The sequence below is a fragment of the Reyranella sp. genome (genome assembly GCF_965228225.1).
Classification (GTDB): Bacteria; Pseudomonadota; Alphaproteobacteria; order Reyranellales; family Reyranellaceae; genus Reyranella.
The window spans coordinates 3,337,255-3,355,248 of sequence record NZ_OZ245801.1; the positions used below are offsets into that span (position 1 = coordinate 3,337,255).

The 17,994-nt window shown below is 67.0% G+C and carries 19 protein-coding genes and 1 pseudogene; 14 read left to right on the plus strand and 6 right to left on the minus strand.

The features are described from left to right. Positions 1-3: 3 nt before the first annotated feature. Both ACO07K_RS16185 and ACO07K_RS16190 read left to right on the plus strand, forming a co-directional pair. Entirely contained in the window at positions 4-447 is a 444-nt protein-coding gene (locus ACO07K_RS16185; RefSeq protein WP_422029541.1) for a VOC family protein, read from the plus strand. Continuing rightward, positions 448-1,416 carry a dienelactone hydrolase family protein gene (locus ACO07K_RS16190; RefSeq protein WP_422029543.1) on the plus strand — a complete coding sequence of 323 codons (969 nt, stop codon included), beginning with the start codon at positions 448-450 and terminating at the stop codon, positions 1,414-1,416. On the opposite strand, the gene ACO07K_RS16195 is transcribed toward ACO07K_RS16190, so the two are convergent. Both ACO07K_RS16195 and ACO07K_RS16200 read right to left on the minus strand, forming a co-directional pair. Further along, positions 1,379-1,891 carry a gamma-glutamylcyclotransferase family protein gene (locus ACO07K_RS16195; protein ID WP_422029545.1) on the minus strand — a complete coding sequence of 171 codons (513 nt, stop codon included), beginning with the start codon at positions 1,889-1,891 and terminating at the stop codon, positions 1,379-1,381. The genes ACO07K_RS16190 and ACO07K_RS16195 overlap by 38 nt on opposite strands. After that, a complete protein-coding gene (locus tag ACO07K_RS16200; RefSeq protein WP_422029547.1) occupies positions 1,876-3,159 on the minus strand; it encodes an adenylate/guanylate cyclase domain-containing protein in 1,284 nt (427 codons plus the stop codon). The genes ACO07K_RS16195 and ACO07K_RS16200 overlap by 16 nt, the downstream gene beginning before the upstream one ends. 65 nt (positions 3,160-3,224) lie before the next feature. Here ACO07K_RS16200 and ACO07K_RS16205 point away from each other — a divergent pair, with 65 nt between their 5' ends. Together ACO07K_RS16205 and ACO07K_RS16210 are read left to right on the plus strand one after the other, a co-directional pair. Further along, complete coding sequence (locus ACO07K_RS16205) at positions 3,225-4,286, plus strand: alpha/beta hydrolase (protein WP_422029549.1); 1,062 nt, start codon at positions 3,225-3,227, stop codon at positions 4,284-4,286. A gap of 13 nt (positions 4,287-4,299) precedes the next feature. After that, complete coding sequence (locus ACO07K_RS16210; protein WP_422029550.1) at positions 4,300-4,932, plus strand: TetR/AcrR family transcriptional regulator; 633 nt, start codon at positions 4,300-4,302, stop codon at positions 4,930-4,932. 65 nt (positions 4,933-4,997) lie between these two features. Here the strand turns inward: ACO07K_RS16210 and ACO07K_RS16215 are convergent, their stop codons facing one another. Continuing rightward, complete coding sequence (locus ACO07K_RS16215) at positions 4,998-5,870, minus strand: fumarylacetoacetate hydrolase family protein (RefSeq protein WP_422029552.1); 873 nt, start codon at positions 5,868-5,870, stop codon at positions 4,998-5,000. A gap of 117 nt (positions 5,871-5,987) precedes the next feature. Between ACO07K_RS16215 and ACO07K_RS16220 the strand changes: the two genes are divergently transcribed. Then, positions 5,988-6,620 carry a family 16 glycoside hydrolase gene (locus ACO07K_RS16220; RefSeq protein ID WP_422029554.1) on the plus strand — a complete coding sequence of 211 codons (633 nt, stop codon included), beginning with the start codon at positions 5,988-5,990 and terminating at the stop codon, positions 6,618-6,620. A gap of 2 nt (positions 6,621-6,622) precedes the next feature. On the opposite strand, the gene ACO07K_RS16225 is transcribed toward ACO07K_RS16220, so the two are convergent. Further along, positions 6,623-7,420, minus strand: coding sequence for an HAD family hydrolase (locus ACO07K_RS16225; protein ID WP_422029556.1), 798 nt, complete (start codon positions 7,418-7,420; stop codon positions 6,623-6,625). Between the two features lie 53 nt (positions 7,421-7,473). Here ACO07K_RS16225 and purB point away from each other — a divergent pair, with 53 nt between their 5' ends. Beyond that, positions 7,474-8,799 carry an adenylosuccinate lyase gene (purB, locus tag ACO07K_RS16230; protein ID WP_422029558.1) on the plus strand — a complete coding sequence of 442 codons (1,326 nt, stop codon included), beginning with the start codon at positions 7,474-7,476 and terminating at the stop codon, positions 8,797-8,799. 105 nt (positions 8,800-8,904) lie between these two features. Here the strand turns inward: purB and ACO07K_RS16235 are convergent, their stop codons facing one another. Further along, positions 8,905-9,231 (minus strand): DUF1476 domain-containing protein, encoded by a 327-nt coding sequence (locus tag ACO07K_RS16235; RefSeq protein ID WP_422029560.1) that lies wholly within the window; start codon positions 9,229-9,231, stop codon positions 8,905-8,907. 111 nt (positions 9,232-9,342) lie between these two features. Here ACO07K_RS16235 and ACO07K_RS16240 point away from each other — a divergent pair, with 111 nt between their 5' ends. Genes ACO07K_RS16240 through ACO07K_RS16255 form a run of 4 tightly spaced genes read left to right on the plus strand, consistent with a single transcriptional unit; the run spans position 9,343 to position 12,501 of the window. Further along, positions 9,343-10,194 carry an FAS1-like dehydratase domain-containing protein gene (locus ACO07K_RS16240; RefSeq protein WP_422029562.1) on the plus strand — a complete coding sequence of 284 codons (852 nt, stop codon included), beginning with the start codon at positions 9,343-9,345 and terminating at the stop codon, positions 10,192-10,194. Further along, a complete protein-coding gene (locus ACO07K_RS16245) occupies positions 10,191-10,721 on the plus strand; it encodes a hypothetical protein (RefSeq protein ID WP_422029564.1) in 531 nt (176 codons plus the stop codon). Before ACO07K_RS16240 ends, ACO07K_RS16245 begins: the two co-directional genes overlap by 4 nt. Before the next feature lie 22 nt (positions 10,722-10,743). Next, positions 10,744-11,790 carry a glycosyltransferase family 2 protein gene (locus ACO07K_RS16250; protein ID WP_422029566.1) on the plus strand — a complete coding sequence of 349 codons (1,047 nt, stop codon included), beginning with the start codon at positions 10,744-10,746 and terminating at the stop codon, positions 11,788-11,790. A gap of 6 nt (positions 11,791-11,796) precedes the next feature. Further along, on the plus strand, positions 11,797-12,501 hold the full coding sequence (locus ACO07K_RS16255; protein WP_422029568.1) for a class I SAM-dependent methyltransferase: 705 nt from the start codon (positions 11,797-11,799) through the stop codon (positions 12,499-12,501). 96 nt (positions 12,502-12,597) lie between these two features. On the opposite strand, the gene ACO07K_RS16260 is transcribed toward ACO07K_RS16255, so the two are convergent. After that, positions 12,598-13,716, minus strand: coding sequence for a ferritin-like domain-containing protein (locus tag ACO07K_RS16260; protein WP_422029570.1), 1,119 nt, complete (start codon positions 13,714-13,716; stop codon positions 12,598-12,600). A gap of 140 nt (positions 13,717-13,856) precedes the next feature. Between ACO07K_RS16260 and purC the strand changes: the two genes are divergently transcribed. From purC to purL, 4 genes and pseudogenes are all read left to right on the plus strand, one after another. Continuing rightward, entirely contained in the window at positions 13,857-14,621 is a 765-nt protein-coding gene (purC, locus tag ACO07K_RS16265; RefSeq protein ID WP_298313592.1) for a phosphoribosylaminoimidazolesuccinocarboxamide synthase, read from the plus strand. A 9-nt stretch (positions 14,622-14,630) separates the two neighbouring features. Beyond that, positions 14,631-14,873: a phosphoribosylformylglycinamidine synthase subunit PurS gene (gene purS, locus ACO07K_RS16270; protein ID WP_298313594.1), complete on the plus strand. Its 243-nt coding sequence runs from the start codon at positions 14,631-14,633 to the stop codon at positions 14,871-14,873. Positions 14,874-15,021: 148 nt separating this feature from the next. Next, positions 15,022-15,713: pseudogene (purQ, locus tag ACO07K_RS16275) on the plus strand (phosphoribosylformylglycinamidine synthase subunit PurQ). Positions 15,714-15,774: 61 nt separating this feature from the next. Continuing rightward, a complete protein-coding gene (gene purL / locus ACO07K_RS16280; protein WP_422036667.1) occupies positions 15,775-17,994 on the plus strand; it encodes a phosphoribosylformylglycinamidine synthase subunit PurL in 2,220 nt (739 codons plus the stop codon).

The following is a 17,994-nucleotide window of genomic DNA, read 5'->3' on the forward strand; positions in this document are numbered from 1 at the left end:
TTCATGCCTGCGCTTTCGCTCGACCATTACAACATCTACTGCGCCGACCTCGAGGCCACCGTTCGCTTCTACGAACGCTATGTCGGCCTGACCAACGGCGACCGTCCGCCCTTCCCGTTCCCCGGCGCCTGGATGTACGCGGGTGAAAAGGCGATCCTGCACCTCATCTCCGAGAGCGGCCGCACCGACCAGGGCAGCGGCGCGATCGACCATATCGCCATCAACTGCGCCGACATCCGCGGCACCCTCGACCAGATCAAGCAGGACGGCCTGCCCTTCGAGGTCAAGAAGGTGCCGGCGCGTCCGCTTCAGCAGGTCTTCGTGCACGACCCCGACGGCGTGATGATCGAACTCAACTTCTGGCACGAGGAAGACGTGCCGGAGCTCCAGGGCTACGACCCGATGAGCAACAAGATCACGGCCGAGAAGCAGAAGGTCCCGGCCTAGATGCGCCGGGCGGCGATCGTCGCCGCCTGCGCCCTGCTCGCCTGCGCCTCTGTCTTCACCGGCGCTCAGGCACAGCAGCGCGAAACGATCGCGTTCGAGAGCCGGCAGAAGGGCAAGCCCGTCCAGGTCACCGCCGAGATCACATGGCCTGCGAATGCCGGCGTCGGTCCGGTGCCGGCGATGGTGATCCATCACGGCAGTGGCGGCGTCGGGGAGCGCGAGGCCCGATACGTCCGCGAATTGGTGCCGATGGGCTTGGCCACCGTGGTGATCGACTCCTTCAAGCCGCGCGGCATCACCTCGACCGTGCTCGACCAGTCCGCCGTCACCGGCCCGGACTTCAATCTCGATGCGTTGGCCGCTCTCAAGGCGCTGGCCGCCAACCCGCGTATCGATCGCCGCCGCATCGGTATCATGGGATTCTCGAAAGGCGGCACTTCGGCTCTGATGGCCTCTCACGAGCAGCTGGTCCTCGCCGCAGGAGCAACAGCAGGCGGACCGCGCTATGCGCTGCATGTGCCGTTCTATCCGTCCTGCAGCGCTCAGTATTACCAGCCGCGCACGACGGGCGCGCCGATCCATCAACTACTGGGGGGCGCCGACACCTATGTCGGCTTCGAGCCCTGCCAGACCTACGGCGAAGCGTTGCGTACCGCAGGCGCCACGATCCAGACCAAGATCTTCCCCGGCGCGATGCACGGTTTCGACTACGGACCGCCCTATTCAAATCCGCGCGGCGAGAACTATTCGAAGTGCGTGAACCAGCAGCAGCCCGACACGTCATGGATCGCGCGCGACAGCGGCATCATGACCTACGGCCCCGGCGGCAAGCCGATCCCCGACGCGATCGCCAAGGCCATGGCCGCCTGCCGGACGCTGGGCGTCAGCGGCGGCGCCAACGATGCCGCCGCGAAGCAGTCGATGGAAGACCTCAAGGGCTACGTGCGCCGCCACCTGCTGGGTGGGTGAGCTCGAAGGTCGGCGTGGCGGCGAGCTGCTCCCAGTAATCGGGCGGCAGCAGGTCGCGTCCCGCCAGCAGACAGTCGAGATAGGCGCGTTGCGGCTTCAGCCCTTCGCCCTGCATGAGCGCGACATAGACGGTCGCCTCGACGTCTTCGCCGGTGTCGCCCCGCACCACACGGACGGTCCGCCGCTGGTAATGCCCGTCGGCGACCCCCTCATAGATATCGAGCACGGCAAAGCCCTCGTCGGGCAGGGCGTTCAGCGTGCCATGCACCACGCGGCCCTCCCCCGGCACGATGTTGGCAGCCGCGGCGCCCTTCAGGAGTCGCGCCGGCTTGTCGAAGGCGAGCCGCCAGCCGTCGAGCCGGCCCGCGATGCGCTCTCCCCGCGGCACGCCGCGCGGCGCGAGCCGCTGATCGAACAGCCGCACCGGGTCCATGTTGGAACCGTAGGCGAAGTACCAGGTCAGGCCATCCGCCATACATGCACCCCCTCGTCGTACCCGCGAATCGCGACGGGACCGAGATCGACGGCACCGTCGCACGGGGTCGAATCGCGCACCGACTGCGAGATCAGCAGTTGGGCGCCCACCTCCTTGGTGAGCTGTTCGAGGCGGGCGGCGAGGTTCACCGTATCGCCGATCACGGTGTATTCCTTGCGCTGCGGCGAGCCGACGGTCCCCGTCACTGCCGGGCCGAGATGAACGCCGATGCCGATCCTGAGCGCCCAGCTGGGATGCGTGCCGTTCCACCGCTCGACCGTTTCGATCATGCCGCGTGCCGCCGCCAGCGCGTTTCGCGCCGCCGACGGGTCCTCGAGCGGCGCCCCGAACAAGGCCATGAACCCGTCGCCCAGGAACTTGTTGATGATGCCGTTGTTGCGGTCCACCACCTCGATCATCTCGGCGAAGAACGAGTTGAGCAGCGCCACCGTCTCCTCGGCGCTGCGGCGGCGCGTCATGGCGGTGAAGCCGCGAATATCGAGAAACAGCACGCACACGGTGCGAATCTCGCTCGGAGGATCGGCGCGTGTCGCCAGCAGGCGGTCGACCACGGCAGGCGAGACATGCTGGCCGAACAGGTTGGTGACCCGGTCGCGGGACGCCACGGCCCGGACTGACTTCTCGAACTGGCTGCGCAGACTGATCGCGACGTAGCCGGCCACCAGGCCACAGCCGAAAAAGATGAGGCTACGGCTGAAATGGAACAGCGGGGCGGCCTGCGGAATCTCGCCCCACGGCTGGAGGGGAACCAGCCACAGGACCAGCGCCATCTGCTGAAGGCTGGCGACCGTCCCGGTCCAGACCGACAGCCAGAAATCGAGCCGCAAGGTCGAGAGCAGGATGAAGATGAAGTAGAGCAACGGCGGCCAGTAGCTGAACACCAGCACCGGGTCCATGTAGTGGCTCAGCGTGATGATGATGACGGCCGGCAGCGAGGTCTCGATCAGGGCATTGGCGAAGCGGGCCACCCGCGGGAAATCGCGGTCGCGCGCGGCCCGGTACCGCAGGAACGTGAGCGAGACCAATTCATAGACCAGGAACGGTCCGATGCCGACGAGCGGGAGCCAGCCCGGCACGTCGCGCTCGAAAATGCGCTCGGAATAGGCGTTGAAGACATTCGCCACCACCAGCGCGATCGCCAGCAGCAGGCCCAGGATGATCGCCAACGCACGCATGCGCTGCTGTTCGCTGCGGATGATCTCGCGGCGGAGCGCGTCTGCGAAGAAGTCGGGCGCCGCGGGAGGCATCGTCCGCCAAACTAGCCAGAGCCGGCGGGCTCCACAACGGGCCGGTGCGATGCTAGGTACACTCCATGTCGATGAAGGACGTCGTGCGGGAGGTTCAGGGAAAGATCGCCAACCTGGCGCTCCGCATGCCGATTTCGTGGGTGAACATCCTGGCCGGGCCGCCGGTGGCGGTCGACGGCCGTACCCTCGACGGTCGTGCCCAGTGGTTCCTGAAGCTCCTCTCCCATGGCAAACAGCCGCCCCTCCACACGATGAGCGTGGTCGAGGCGCGCGAGGAGTACGACGCCTTCATGCAGTTGCTGGGCGGCAGGCCGGCGCCGGTCAGTGAGATCGTTGATCGCACCCTGCCCGGCCCTGCCGGCCCGATGCGCGTCCGCATCTACCGGCCTGCCGGCACGGTCGCCCGCCTGCTGCCGACGATCTTCTATTTGCACGGCGGTGGCTGGGTCATCGGTAGCCTCGAAGGCTACGATCTGGCCTGCCGCTATTTCTGCGCCCGCTCGGGCTGCGCCGTCGTCGCCGTCGACTACCGGCTGGCGCCCGAGCACAAGTTTCCCGCCGCCGTCGACGATGCCCTCGCTGCCTACCGCTGGCTGGCCGACCAGGCGGTCCCGCTCGGCCTCGACCCCGACCGCCTCGTCGTGGCGGGCGATTCCGCGGGCGGAACCCTGGCCGCCGTGGTCGCCCAGACGATGCGGGGCGAACCGCATCCGCCTTGCCTGCAATGGCTGATCTACCCCGCCACCGACATGGCGGGTACGAGTGCTTCGCACCGGAGCTGCGGCGAGGGCTTCCTGCTCACGGAGGCCGACATGACGTGGTTCCGAACCCACTATCTCAACGGCGACGCGGACATCGATGATCCGCGCGCTTCGCCACTCAAGGCCGGTGACGTAAGCGGGGTGGCCCCGGCGCTGATCTTCACCGCGGGCTTCGATCCCCTGCGCGACGATGGCCAAGCCTATGCGGACAAGATGCAGGCCGCAGGTGTCAAGGTCGTCCACCGCGAGTTCGAAACCCTGATCCACGGATTCGTCGGCATGCGCGGCGCCTTGCACGCAGCGGCACGGGCGATGGACGACATGGTCGCGGGCCTGCGCCACGAGCTGGCACAACTCGGCCGATGACGGAGCGCCGGAGATGAACGACGGAACAGCCCCCCTCACCCATCGCAGCGAGCGGGCGGGACGGCGTGAGCAGAACAAGGCGGAAAACCGCATTGCGCTGCTCAAGGCCGCGCGGGCCGTGTTCGCGGAAATGGGGTATGGCGCCGCCAGCGTGCGCGACATCGTGCGACGCACCGACCTCGCTTCGGGCACGTTCTACAACTACTTCAAGGACAAGGACGAGATCTTCGAGGCGGTGGTCGCCGAGCTGACCGGCGTGCTGCTGCAGCGCCATCGCGAGGGCCGCGGCCGGGCCACAACCGCCGAGGCCTTCGTGCGCGAGCACTATACCGCTTACTTCAACTTCCTCGCCGAGGATCCCGAACTGCTGGCGCTGGCGCGGTCGAGCTTCACCGCCGTGCGCACGCTGCTCGACAAGCCCGACGTGAGGGCCCTGGCTATCGCGCTCAACGACGACATCCGCGCCGCCATCGCGAGCGGCATCCTGCCCAACGTCGACGTCTCCTATCTCAGCGCATCGATGGCCGGCATCGCCTTCGAGATCTCGATGGTCATGGTTGCCCGTGACCCGGTCGACCCCGCCGCCGCCGCCGAATTCGCGACTCACCTGATGCTCGGCGGCCTCGACAAGCTCCCGCGGCGCTGACGCAAATGAAAACGGCGGCCCCTTGCGGAGCCGCCGTTGATCGTTGAAGGACCTGGTCCGAGCGCTTACGCGCCCTGGGCGATCGTGTTGCTGAGGATGCCGATGCCCTCGATCTCGACCTCGCAGACGTCGCCCGGCTTCAGCCAGGGCTGCGGCTTGCGGGCCATCGCCACGCCCGAGGGCGTGCCGGTGATGATGATGTCGCCGGGATCGAGGGTCATGCACTTGCTGAGCTCGTGCACCAGGGTCGGCACGTCGAAGATCAGGTCGTCGGTGCTGCTGTCCTGCATGGTGACGCCATTGACGCGGGTCATGATGCGCAGCGGCGCGGCGCCCTTGGGCAGCTCGTCCGGCGTCACGATGTCGGGACCGAAGCCGCCGGTCGCATCGAAGTTCTTGCCCAGGGTGAACTGGCCGCCCGACTTGCGCTGCCAGTCGCGGATCGAGCCGTCGTTGAAGCAGGCGTAGCCCGCGATCACCGAAAGCGCCTTCTCCTTGGGCACGTTGCGGCACTTCTTGCCGATCACGATGGTGAGTTCGGCTTCCCAGTCGAATTCCTTCGAATGAGTCGTCGCCAGCATCTTGCCCTTGTGCGGGACCAGCGTGTTGTTGAAGCGCGTGAACACAACCGGATAGGTCGGGATCGGGCTGCCGGTCTCCTCGGCATGCTTGCGGTAGTTGAGGCCGATGCAGAGGATCTTGCCGGGCGCCGGGATCGGCGGCAGGTACTTGGCCGACTTCTCCGACACGGTGGCGCCGGCCTTGGGCTTGGCACAGGCCTTGAGCACCGCCTGCTGGACCTTCTTGCCGCCGGCCAGGATCTCGACGACCGACTTGGGTCCGCGCGGCATCTGCTTGCTGAGATCGACGATCTTGCCGTCGCCCAGTTTGACGCCGACGGCGGGTTTGCCGCCGCTCAGGATGGTGCAAAGACGCATGAATTTTCCCCTTGAAGAATTCGTCCGAAATACGGCCGTGGGTAAACTCGTCCGTCCCGCATCTTCGGTCAAGCACGCCGCGTTTTTTGCTACTCTCCGCCGATGCGATTCCTGCTTTTGCTCCTTCCTCTCCTGTTCAGCGCCCTGCCCGCCTGGGCACAGCTCGTCGTGCCGCTTACGACGCCGGACGGCCGCGTCGGCTGCACCCAGGGAAAAACCGGCATCGGCCGACCTCCCGACTGGCGGGCTGTCGCCGATCCCGACGGGCCGGACGGCTGGGCCCTGGTCGAGAGCGAGCCCGATGCGACCGACCAGCGCTTTCCCCTCTGCATCTCGGAGCAGGCGTCCGGCCGGGATTTCGACGCCACCCTGCGGTTCAAGCCGATCTCGGGGTCGCGCGACCAGGTGGCGGGCTTCATGTTCCGCGCCCAGAGCGCCAGCGACTATTACGTCGTGCGCGCCAATGCCCGGGACAACACGGTCCGCCTCTATCGCATGGACAAGGGCAAGCGCAGCCAGCTCGGCATGAAGGAGGCGCCGGTGGCGCTCGGCCAGTGGCACTCGCTGCGCGTCATCGCCGTCAACGATCGCATCGAGGTGGCGCTCGACGGCAAGCCGCTGTTCGGCGTCAACGACCGCACGCTGGTCCAGGCCGGGCCGGTGGGCGTGTGGAGCCAGGGCGACAGCGTCACCCACTACGGCTCGCTGCTGATCGGCCCGCCACCCCCGCCGGCGCCCGCTCCGCGCTGAGATCAGGCGCGCGCCGCCAGAAGCGCCTTTGCCAGCTCGACGAAGCCCGCCCCCGAGCGGCCCGACGTGATCCAGCGCGGTCGGTGGTCCAGCAGGTCGGCGAAGTCCACGACGTTGGCCACGCCCACGGCGTTGGGGAAATAGCCGAACATCGGCGCATCGTTGGGCGAGTCGCCCGAAAACACGTAGAGCGCCTTGTCGGCCGCCAGGTCGATACCGAACAGTTCCTGCATCATGGTCAGGCTGGTCGTGAGCTTGTCGTAGTCGCCGAACCAGCCATTGACGTGGATCGAGCTCACCTTGGCGTGGGCGCCGTGGCGCTCGAAGAGGGCCACGATGCGACGGACCTCGGCCGGCGGCAGCGGCGGCACGTCCTCGCAGAAATCGATCGCCAGGTCGGCCAGGCGATAGGGCTGGTCGGAGGCAATCCCGGCACCGGGCACTTCCTCCAGCACCTCGGTCCGCACCCGTTCCAGCCGCTGCCGGCCTTCCGCGCGCTCGGCTTCGGACTGAATGAAGCGGGTGCGAAGGCGCTTCTGACGGCGGTCATGCCACATCCAGAAGGCGCCATTCTCGCCGACCACGGCATCGACCGGCCAGAACCGGGCGATATGGTCGCACCAGCCGGCTGGCCGGCCGGTGACCGGCACGACCAGAAGGCCGGCCCGCTTCAGCGCCTGCAGGGCGCCATAGGCCTCGGCCGTCAGCGTTCCGTCGCTGGAGACGGTGTCGTCGATGTCGGTGAGCACGCCGCGCACGGCGGCCAGGGTCTCGCGGGGACAATTCTCGAGTAGTTGCATGGGGGGCACTTCTAACATGGCGCCGCAGGCCCTTCGGCGCTAAAAGCCCGGCCATGATCCCGCGCTATTCACGGCCGCAAATGGCGGCCATCTGGGCCCCCGAGAATCGCTTCCGCATCTGGTTCGAGATCGAGGCGCATGCCTGCGATGCCATGGCCGAGGCCGGCATCATTCCGAAGGCCGCCGCCAAGGCCATCTGGGACGGCGGCGCCAAGGCGATGGAGGCGCTGAAGACCGACCCGGCCGGCAACGTCGAGAAGATCGACGCCATCGAGCGCGTCACCAAGCACGACGTCATCGCCTTCCTGACCTGGCTGGGCGAATTCATCGGCCCCGAGTCGCGCTTCGTGCACCAGGGCATGACCTCGTCCGACGTGCTCGACACCAGCTTCGCCGTGCAGCTCACCCAGGCGGCGGACCTGCTCCTGGCCGACGTCGACCGGCTGCTCGCCGCGCTGAAAAAGCGAGCCTTGGAGCACAAGGACACGCTCACCATCGGCCGCAGCCACGGCATTCATGCCGAGCCCACGACCTTCGGCGTCAAGCTCGCGGGCCACTACGCGGCCTTCCTGCGCAACCGCGCACGGCTGGTGGCGGCGCGCGCCGAGATCGCGACCTGCGCCATTTCGGGCCCCGTCGGCACCTTCGCCAACGTCGATCCCGGCATCGAGGCGCATGTCGCCGGCAAGCTCGGCCTCGCCGTCGAGCCGGTGTCGACGCAGGTCATCCCGCGCGACCGCCATGCCGCCTTCTTCGCGGCCCTGGGCGTCGTCGCCTCGTCGCTCGAGAACCTCGCCACCGAGTTCCGCCATCTGCAGCGCACCGAGGTGCGCGAGGCCGAGGAGTTCTTCTCGGCGGGCCAGAAGGGCTCGTCCTCGATGCCGCACAAGCGAAATCCGGTGCTGACCGAAAACATCACCGGCCTCGCCCGCGTCGTGCGGTCGGCGGTCGTGCCCGCGCTGGAGAACGTGACGCTGTGGCACGAGCGCGACATCTCGCACTCCTCGACCGAGCGCTACATCGCGCCCGACGCGACCGGCACGCTCGACTTCGCGCTGAACCGCATGGCCGGCGTGGTCGAGCAGCTCGTGGTCTACGCCGACCGCATGAAGGCCAATCTCGATTCGCTGGGCGGCCTCGTCTTCTCCCAGCGCATCCTGCTGGCCCTGACGCAGAAGGGCATGAGCCGCGAGGCCTCCTACGCCGCGGTCCAGCGCAACGCAATGGACGCCTGGCGCGGCAACGCCTCGCTCCTGGCGCTCTGCCGGGCAGACAAGGAGATCGGCGAGTTCATGTCGGACGACGAACTCACCGCTCTGTTCGACATGGGCTATCACACCAAGCACGTCGACACGATCTTCAAGCGGGTGTTCGGCTAGCCCCGGCCGCGCTCGAAGCGCAGAGGCGGGAGGAAGGGGGCTGGCACTGCACCGCCCCCGCCTGGCGTCTCCCCCGGTGGGGAGACGAGAGAGCAGAGAAGTCCCTTAGCGGACTTCGGTCATGATCTGCTGCCTGGCTTCGTCGGCGAGACGATGCGACTCCTTGCGAATCGCGTGCTCGTCCGTCGGCTTACCGGCCGCGGCGAGGTCGGTCATCAGCTTGTGCACGACATCGGAATCGCCCGGCTTCTCGAAGTCGGCCATCACCACATCCTTGGCATAGGCCTCGGCATCGGCGCCCGTCTTGCCCATCAGGCTGGCGGCCCACAGGCCCAGCAGCTTGTTGCGTCGCGAGTTGACCTTGAATTTCAGCTCCTCGTCGTGCTCGTACTTGGCTTCGAAGGCTTTCTCGCGATCGTCGAACGTGGTCATCGGCCGCTCCGGTTGGGCATGTCTCTTGGGGGCGGTATATAGCGACCGCGACACCGTCTTTCCACCCTGCGTTCGCAGTGGCAGTGTCACCCCGCAGAGAGGAAACCCGAGATGTCGCTGGAAAAACTCAAGGACTGGATCGGCCGGACGCAGTCCATGGAGGATCTCGCGGCCCCCTTCCCGGTCCGCGCCCTGTCCGCCACTTTCGACGAGAAGGGCGATCCCGACCCGAAGAACGGCGATCCCCTGCCGCCCCTCTGGCACTGGCTCTACTTTCTGGAGGTCGCGCCGCAGTCGAAGATCGGCCCGGATGGCCATGCCGAGCGCGGCGACTTCCTGCCGCCGGTGCCGCTGCCGCGCCGCATGTGGGCCGGCAGCCGCTTCTCCTTCGAGGGCGAGCCGATCCGCGTCGGCGACACGATCCATCGGCTGTCCGAGATCAAGTCGGTCGAGCCGAAGTCGGGCTCCACGGGATCGATGGTGTTCGTGACCGTCCGGCACACGATTTCGGGTCCGCGTGGCATTTCCTTCGTCGAGGAGCACGACATCGTCTATCGCGAGGCGGCGAAGCCGGGCGAAGCGCCGAAGCCGCCCCGTCCGGCGCCGGCCGACGCCACGTGGACGCGCACCGTCCTGGCCGACCCGGTGCTGCTGTTCCGCTTTTCCGCTCTCACCTTCAACGGCCATCGCATCCACTACGACCAGCCCTATGTGACCGGCGTCGAAGGCTATCCCGGGCTGATCGTGCACGGTCCGCTGATGGGCATGCTGCAGATCGAACTGGCGCGCCGCTGCAACCCGGGTAAGGTTGTCCGCAGTTTCGAGTTCCGCGCCCTGTCGCCGGTGTTCGGCGGGGCAGCACTCGGCGTACACGGCCGCCACGAACAGGACGGCTCGATCACGACATGGATCGCCGACCCCAATGGCGGTCTCGCACAACAGGGCAAGGCGACCTTCCGATGATCCACACGCACCACACTGGCTGCGGCTGCCTCGCCGCCCTCTCGCGCCGTAACCTGATCCGCGTCGGTCTAGGCGCCGCCGCCGTCGCAGCCACCGGCCCGGCGCTGGCCGACGATGCCTACGAGGCGATGCTGATGAAGTGCATCGACCCGCGCTTCACGACCTACACCTGGAAGTACATGTCCTCCCGCGGCTGGCAGAATGAGTACAGCCAGTTCAACATTGCCGGCGGGCCGATCGCCGCTGTGGCCCCGATCTTCCAGGAATGGCGCGCCGCCTGGGAAGCCAATCTCGACATCTCGGTCCAGCTCCACAACGTGAAGCGACTGATCGGCATGGCCCATCGCGACTGCGGCGCCGCCGCCCTCGCCTATGGCAATCGCATCAAGACCGACCGCGCCTTCGAAACCGAGATGCTGAGCCAGGGGCTGCGCGCCTTCCGCGATCAGGCCAGCAAGCGCCAGCCGCAGCTCATCGTCGAGCTGGGGATCATGGACCTCAACGGCACCGTCGAAACCGTGGCCTGATCCTCTCGCGGACCCGTCCGTCGTGCCAGACTCCCTCCCCTTCGTCTCCGACGGCAGCCTCGACAAGGACACGGCGCTGGCGCACCAGCTTGCCGTCCAGCGGACGCGGCGCCCCGTGGATCCACTTCTGTCGCTGGTCGTGCCGGTGTTCAACGAGGAAGAGTCGATCGCCGTCTTCCTCGCCACCACGGTGCCACTGCTGGAGCGCGACGGACTCCGCTTCGAGATCGTGTTCGTCAACGACGGCTCGCGCGACAACACGTTCGCGCGACTGTTCCAGCGCAGCCGCCTCGACGGCCGCCTCCGCATCGTCAACCTGTCGCGCAACTTCGGCAAGGAAGCCGCCCTCACCGCCGGCATCGACCATGCCCGCGGCGACGTCCTGATCCCGATGGATATCGACCTGCAGGATCCGCCGGAACTGATCGCCGCCTTCGTCACGCGCTGGCGCGAAGGCTACGACATCGTCTACGGCATCCGCACGGCGCGCCATACCGACACGCCCGCCAAGCGCCTCTCGGCCGGCTGGTTCTACCGGGTGTTCAATTCCATGTCGCCGGTGCGCATCCCGCCCAATGTCGGGGATTTCCGGCTGGTCGACCGCCGCGCCGTCGAGGTGCTGCGCCAGCTGCCCGAGCGCAACCGCTTCATGAAGGGCTTGTTCGCCTGGGTCGGCTTCAGCTCGGTCGGCGTGCCCTACGAGCGGCCCGAGCGCGCGGCCGGCACCAGCAAGTTCAATTTCTGGCGGCTCTGGAACTTCGCCATCGACGGTGTGGTGAGCTTCTCGACCGCCCCGCTACGCGCCTGGTTCTATGTCGGCCTGGCGATCGCCATGGTGGCGGTGCTCTACGCCCTGTTCATCATTACCCGCGTGCTCATCTTCGGCGTCGACACGCCGGGCTACGCCTCGCTGCTGATTGCGGTCCTGCTGATGGGCGCCATCCAGCTCCTGTCGCTCGGGATCATCGGCGAGTATCTCGGCCGTCTGTTCGTCGAGGTGAAGGGTCGCCCGATCTACATCGTCGAAGGCGTCTACGAGGACGGCACGACCGAGCCGCCGAAGCCCTGACCGTCGATGGATCTCAAGGAAGAAGACATACTGGGCGCCGGCATCGGCAATCATTGGTACTACCGCTCCAAGGCCGCCGCGCTGCGCCGCGCCGTGGCCTCGTTGGCCCCGAAGCGCCTGCTCGACGTCGGCGCGGGCTCGGGCTTCTTCTCGCGCCATCTGCTCGAACGCACGTCAGCCGAGAGCGCGCTCTGCGTCGACATCGGCTATCCGGCGGACAGCGACGACAGCGTCGCCGGCAAGCCGGTGCACTACCGAAGCGACACCGGGCCGACCGACTGCGACCTCGTGCTGATGATGGACGTGCTGGAGCATGTCGACGACGATCGCGGGCTCGTCCGCCACTACGCCGGAAAGGTGCCGGACGGCGCACATTTCCTGGTAACGGTGCCCGCCTTCGACTTCCTGTGGAGCGGCCACGACGTGTTCCTCGAACACAAGAGGCGCTACCGTCTGCGAGGAATCGAGACCGTGCTGCAGGAGGCTGGGCTCGCGATCGTGCGCGGCAGCTACTATTTCGGCCTGGTCTTCCCGCTGGCCGCCGCGGTGCGCCTCGCCGACCGCAACACGACGGAACCGCGCAGCAGCCTGAAGAAACAGGGCGGCCTCACGAACGCCGTCCTCACGGGGATCTGCGCCGCCGAACTGCCGCTGTTCCCCTGGAACCGCCTCGCCGGCCTCTCCTGCTTCGTGCTGGCGAGGAAGCCGTGACGCGACCCATGGGAAAAAAGAGGTCCTTCGACTGCGCGCCTTTGGCGCTCAGCTCAGGACGACGGACGTATGAGATACCTCTGCGTAACGCGAATTTCAGCCCGCCACCACGTCCTTCGACACGATGCGCTTACGCTTCGCGTTGATCTCGCGCAGCGTCACCATCATTTCCTCGGCGACGATGTCGCCGGGGATGCCGTCGCCCTCGGCTTCGAGTTCCTTCATGTCGACCCAGACGCCGTAGAGCGGCGCGGTGCGCGAGGTGATGATGCCGGCGTGCAGGAGCGTCTTGATCAGGACGCGGAAGATGTTGGTGCCTTCCTTCAGGTTGGCGCGGCGGTCCTCGTCGGTGAAGACCTCCTTCATGGCATCGCGCACCCACTGCCAGTCGAGCCCGTACTTGGCGTAGATGACCTGCTTCTGCTCGGCGTTGATGAGGTTGAACAGCAGCGTCTGGAAGATCTGGGCCGCCCAGTCCTCGACCTTCCTGTGCTCGTCCTCGTTGAGGTGGCGGATGGTCCGGGAGGCCCAGATGCGGCCGAAGCGATGGTGGAAGGCCTCGTCGCTCATCACCAGTTGGACCAGCCGGCGCAGCACCGGGTCGTTGGTCTTGGCGTTGAGCGTCGCGAAGGAGCCCATGGCGATGCCTTCGATCAGCATCTGCATGCCGACGATCTTCTTGTAGACCTCCTCCGTCGTCACCAGATCGGTGAGCACGGTGGCGATGGTCTTGCCGACCGGCAGGGGCGCCCCCCAGCGGCGGCTGATATAACGCGTGAACCCTGCGACATGCCGGGCCTCCTCGCGGGCCTGGTTGGCGGCGTATTCCTGGGCGCCGGGGTCGAGCAGGATGTGGCAGAGGCTGGCCGACAGCGACAGCGCTCCCTGCTCGCCATGCAGCAGGTTGGAGATCGACCAGTGCATGACATCGTTGCCGAGCCCGATCTTCTGGCCCTCGTCCAGCCGGTCCGCCACCGCGCTTTTCAGCTCGACCACCGTGTCCAGCGGCATGATGGGCGTCTTGGTCATGTCGAAGGGCTGGTCGAAGTCGATATAGCCCTTGTCGAACGGGTCCCAGAAATGGTCGTGGGTGGCCGAAATGATGCCGTCGAAGGCATCCGTGCGCCGCCCGTAGCGCGGAACATCCAGCATGGCCGGAAAATCCTCGCGCCCGACCGTGTCATAGGCCTTGTCGTAAGTGATTTGCTGGGCCATGTGAGGCCTCCTTGTCCACAGTCAATATGACGACCCCGTCACCTTTTTCAATGGATTTTTCCCCAGTACCGGAGCATGGCGTTTCCGCCATATTCCGCCCGACAGGCGGGCGAACCGCATCGCCCGCGCAGGAGTGAGACATGTCCCGCCGTCGCCGCATTTACGAGGGCAAGGCCAAGACCTTGTTCGAGGGGCCCGAACCCGGGACGATCGTCCAGTACTTCAAGGACGACGCGACCGCGTTCAACAACCAGAAGAAGGGGGTGATCACCGGCAAGGGGGTGATCAACAACCGCATCTCCGAGTTCCTCATGACCAAGCTCGGGGAAATCGGCGTGCCGACCCACTTCATCCGGCGCCTGAACATGCGCGAGCAGCTCATCCGGCAGGTCGAGATCATTCCGCTCGAGGTGGTGGTCCGCAACGTGGCCGCCGGCTCCTTCGCCAAGCGCTTCGGCGTCGAGGAGGGCACGCAGCTCCCCCGCTCCATCATGGAGTTCTTCTACAAGAACGATGCGCTGGGCGACCCGATGGTCACCGAGGAGCACATCACCGCCTTCGGCTGGGCGACGCCCCAGGACCTCGATGACATCGTGGCCCTGACCTTGCGCGTGAACGACTTCCTGTTCGGCCTGTTCCTGGGCTGCGGCATCAAGCTGATCGACTTCAAGATCGAGTTCGGCCGCCTCTACGAGGACGACATGGTCCGCATCGTGCTGGCCGACGAGATCAGCCCGGATTCGTGCCGGCTGTGGGACCTCAGGACCAACGAGAAGATGGACAAGGACCGGTTCCGCCGCGACCTCGGCAAGGTCGAGGAAGCCTACCAGGAAGTGGCGCGCCGCCTCGGTATCCTCATCGACCAGGGACCGGGCGACGTGCGCGGCCCCACCACGCTGCAGTAAAGAGGCGACATGAAAGTCAGAGTCCACGTGACCCTCAAGAACGGCGTGCTCGACCCCCAGGGCAAGGCCATCGGACATTCGTTGAACCGGCTGGGCTTCCCCGAGGTCGGCGACGTGCGCCAGGGCAAGTTCATCGAGCTCGAGCTCGCCGAGACCGACAAGGCCAAGGCCAAGGCCCGCGTCGAGGAGATGTGCAAGAAGCTGCTCGCCAACACGGTGATCGAGAACTACTCGATCGAACTGGTGGGCTGATGAAGCCGAAGAACCTCATCCTGAGGAGCGGTCCGCAGGACCGCGTCTCGAAGGATGGGAACGCGCACCGCCTTTGTTGCCGACCCTTCGAGACGCGCGCTGCGCGCGCTCCTCAGGGTGAGGGCCTTGCAGGTAGGGACGGACGGAGATGAAAGCAGCTGTATTGGTCTTCCCCGGCTCCAATCGCGAAGGCGATGTGGCGCAGGCGATCGAGCTGGTTACCGGGCGCCGGCCGCAGATGGTGTGGCATGGCGACGGCGACTTCGAGAAGGTCGACCTGATCGTGGTTCCAGGCGGCTTCTCCTACGGCGACTATCTGCGCTGCGGTGCGATGGCGGCGCAGTCGCCGGTGATGGCCGAGGTGAAGAAGCGCGCTGCGCAGGGCGTGCCGGTGCTGGGCATCTGCAACGGCTTCCAGATCGTGACCGAGGCGGGCCTGCTGCCGGGCACCCTGATGCGCAACTCGCACCTCAAGTTCGTCTGCGCCGACGTCCACCTCCGGGTCGAGACCAGCCAGAGCCTGTTCACCAACCGCTACCAGGCCGGCAGGTGATCAAGGTGCCGGTGGCCCATGCCGAGGGCAACTACTTCGCCGATGCCGACACGATGAAGCGGCTCGAGGATCGCGGCCAGATCGCCTTCCGCTACTGTGGCCCCGACGGCTCGATCGTCGACGGACGCGGCAATCCCAACGGCTCCAGCAGCAACATCGCCGGTGTCTTCAACGACACCAAGACGGTGCTGGGCCTGATGCCCCATCCCGAGAATGCGGTGGAGCCGATGTTCGGCGGCACCGACGGCAAGGCCCTGTTCGAGGGCATGGTCGAGGCGCTTTCGTGAAGCCCGCTTTGATGAAGGACGTGTCGTGACCGTCGCCCCGGAAAAGAACCCGCCCGTAAAGCTGCCGAACGAGCCCGAGATCACCCCCCAGGTCGTGGCCGAGCACGGGCTGGCGCCGGACGAGTACGAGCGCCTGCTGAAGATCATGGGCCGCACGCCCACGATGGTCGAGCTGGGTATCTTCTCGGCCATGTGGAGCGAGCACTGCTCCTACAAGTCCTCGAAGGTCTGGCTGAAGAAGCTGCCGACCACGGCGCCGTGGGTCATCCAGGGCCCGGGCGAGAATGCCGGCGTCATCGACATCGGCGACGGCCAGGCCGCCATCTTCAAGATGGAGAGCCACAACCATCCCTCCTATATCGAGCCCTACCAGGGCGCGGCGACGGGCGTGGGCGGCATCCTGCGCGACGTCTTCACGATGGGCGCGCGGCCGGTGGCCAACCTCAACGCGCTGCGCTTCGGCGACCCCAAGCATGCCAAGACCCGCCACCTCGTGTCGGGCGTCGTGGCCGGCATCGCGGGCTACGGCAACTGCATGGGCATTCCCACCGTCGGCGGCGAGACCAACTTCCATGCTGCCTACAACGGCAACATCCTGGTCAACGCCATGACCGTGGGCGTGGCCGCCACCGACAAGATCTTTTATGCGGCGGCCGCCGGCATCGGCAATCCGATGGTCTATGTCGGCTCCAAGACCGGCCGCGACGGCATCCACGGCGCCACCATGTCCTCGACCGAGTTCAACGAGGACAGCGAGAGCAAGCGCCCGACGGTGCAGGTCGGCGATCCGTTCGTCGAGAAGCTGCTGCTGGAAGCCTGCCTCGAGCTGATGGCGACCGACGCCATCATCGCCATCCAGGACATGGGCGCGGCCGGCCTCACCTCCTCGTCGTTCGAGATGGCGGCCAAGGGCGGGCTGGGCCTCGTCATGGAGCTCGACAAGGTGCCGATGCGCGAGACCGGCATGAATCCCTACGAGCTCATGCTGTCGGAGAGCCAGGAGCGCATGCTGATCGTGCTCAAGCCTGGCCGCGAGGACGAGGCGCGCAAGATCTTCGAGAAGTGGGAACTGGACTTCGCCGTGATCGGTCACCTGACCGACACCGAGCGCATGGTGCTGACCTGGCACGGCGACGTGGTGGGCAACATCCCGATCCCGCCGCTGGTCACCGAGGCGCCGATGTACGAACGGCCGTGGACCCTGACGCCGCTGCCGCCCGAGCTGGCCGCCTCGCAGGTGCCCGCGCCGACCGACTGGAAGGCCTCGCTGCTCACCCTGATGAGCTGCCCCGATCTCGCCAGCAAGGCGTGGATCTGGCACCAGTACGACCATCTCATCATGGGCAACACGGCGATCCGCCCGCAGGGCGGCGACGCGGCGCTGGTGCGCGTGCCGGGGGCGCCGAAGCCCGCGAGCCACAAGGGCCTCGCCATGACGTCGGACTGCACGCCGCGCTACGTGCAGGCCCATCCCGAGACCGGCGGCCGCCAGGCCGTCGCCGAGGCCTGGCGCAACATCACCGCGGTCGGCGCCCGGCCGCTCGCCGTCACCGACAACATGAACTTCGGCAATCCGCAGAAGCCCGAGATCATGGGCCAGTTCGCCGGCGCCATCATGGGCATGGCGGAAGCCTGCACCGCGCTCGACTTCCCCGTCGTGTCGGGCAACGTCTCGCTCTACAACGAGACCGAGGGCCGGCCGATCCTGCCGACCCCGACCATCGGCGCGGTGGGCGTGATCGACGACATCGCGACCTCCGCTGGCTCGCGCCTCGTCCAGTCCGGCCTCGCGCTGGTCCTGATCGGCGAGACGTCGGGCTGGCTCGGCCAGTCGATCTATCTTCGGGAACTTCACGGCCGGGAGGAAGGCGCCCCGCCGCCGGTCGATCTCGCCGTCGAGCGCCGCAACGGCGACTTCGTGCGCGGCCAGATCATCGGCCGCCGCGTCCATGCCTGCCACGACCTCTCCGACGGCGGCCTGCTCGTGGCGCTCGCCGAAATGTGCCTGTCGGGCGGCACCGGCGCCTGCATCAAGCTGCCGGCAAGCGACGTCGCGCCCCACGCCTATCTCTACGGCGAGGACCAGAGCCGCTACCTGATCGCCACCGACGACGGCCCCGCCCTCGTCGAGACCGCCCGCAAGGCTGGCGTGCCGGCCGTGCTGCTGGGCTATTCCGGCGGGCCGGACATCACGGTCGACGGGCTCCTCGCCCTGCCGCTGCAGGAGTTGCGCGACGCCCACGAGAACTGGCTCCCCGGCTACATGAACAGCGCCGTCTGA

Bases quoted from the DNA above. Each gene is read 5' to 3' on its own strand.
- purS (WP_298313594.1), top strand. From the start codon at position 14,631: ATGAAAGTCAGAGTCCACGTGACCCTCAAGAACGGCGTGCTCGACCCC.
- ACO07K_RS16190 (WP_422029543.1), top strand. From the start codon at position 448: ATGCGCCGGGCGGCGATCGTCGCCGCCTGCGCCCTGCTCGCCTGCGCC.
- ACO07K_RS16200 (WP_422029547.1), bottom strand. From the start codon at position 3,159: ATGCCTCCCGCGGCGCCCGACTTCTTCGCAGACGCGCTCCGCCGCGAG.
- ACO07K_RS16240 (WP_422029562.1), top strand. From the start codon at position 9,343: ATGTCGCTGGAAAAACTCAAGGACTGGATCGGCCGGACGCAGTCCATG.
- purC (WP_298313592.1), top strand. From the start codon at position 13,857: ATGTCCCGCCGTCGCCGCATTTACGAGGGCAAGGCCAAGACCTTGTTC.
- purB (WP_422029558.1), top strand. From the start codon at position 7,474: ATGATCCCGCGCTATTCACGGCCGCAAATGGCGGCCATCTGGGCCCCC.
- ACO07K_RS16210 (WP_422029550.1), top strand. From the start codon at position 4,300: ATGAACGACGGAACAGCCCCCCTCACCCATCGCAGCGAGCGGGCGGGA.
- ACO07K_RS16195 (WP_422029545.1), bottom strand. From the start codon at position 1,891: ATGGCGGATGGCCTGACCTGGTACTTCGCCTACGGTTCCAACATGGAC.
- ACO07K_RS16215 (WP_422029552.1), bottom strand. From the start codon at position 5,870: ATGCGTCTTTGCACCATCCTGAGCGGCGGCAAACCCGCCGTCGGCGTC.
- ACO07K_RS16185 (WP_422029541.1), top strand. From the start codon at position 4: ATGCCTGCGCTTTCGCTCGACCATTACAACATCTACTGCGCCGACCTC.
- ACO07K_RS16245 (WP_422029564.1), top strand. From the start codon at position 10,191: ATGATCCACACGCACCACACTGGCTGCGGCTGCCTCGCCGCCCTCTCG.
- ACO07K_RS16235 (WP_422029560.1), bottom strand. From the start codon at position 9,231: ATGACCACGTTCGACGATCGCGAGAAAGCCTTCGAAGCCAAGTACGAG.
- ACO07K_RS16255 (WP_422029568.1), top strand. From the start codon at position 11,797: ATGGATCTCAAGGAAGAAGACATACTGGGCGCCGGCATCGGCAATCAT.
- ACO07K_RS16225 (WP_422029556.1), bottom strand. From the start codon at position 7,420: ATGCAACTACTCGAGAATTGTCCCCGCGAGACCCTGGCCGCCGTGCGC.
- ACO07K_RS16205 (WP_422029549.1), top strand. From the start codon at position 3,225: ATGTCGATGAAGGACGTCGTGCGGGAGGTTCAGGGAAAGATCGCCAAC.
- ACO07K_RS16260 (WP_422029570.1), bottom strand. From the start codon at position 13,716: ATGGCCCAGCAAATCACTTACGACAAGGCCTATGACACGGTCGGGCGC.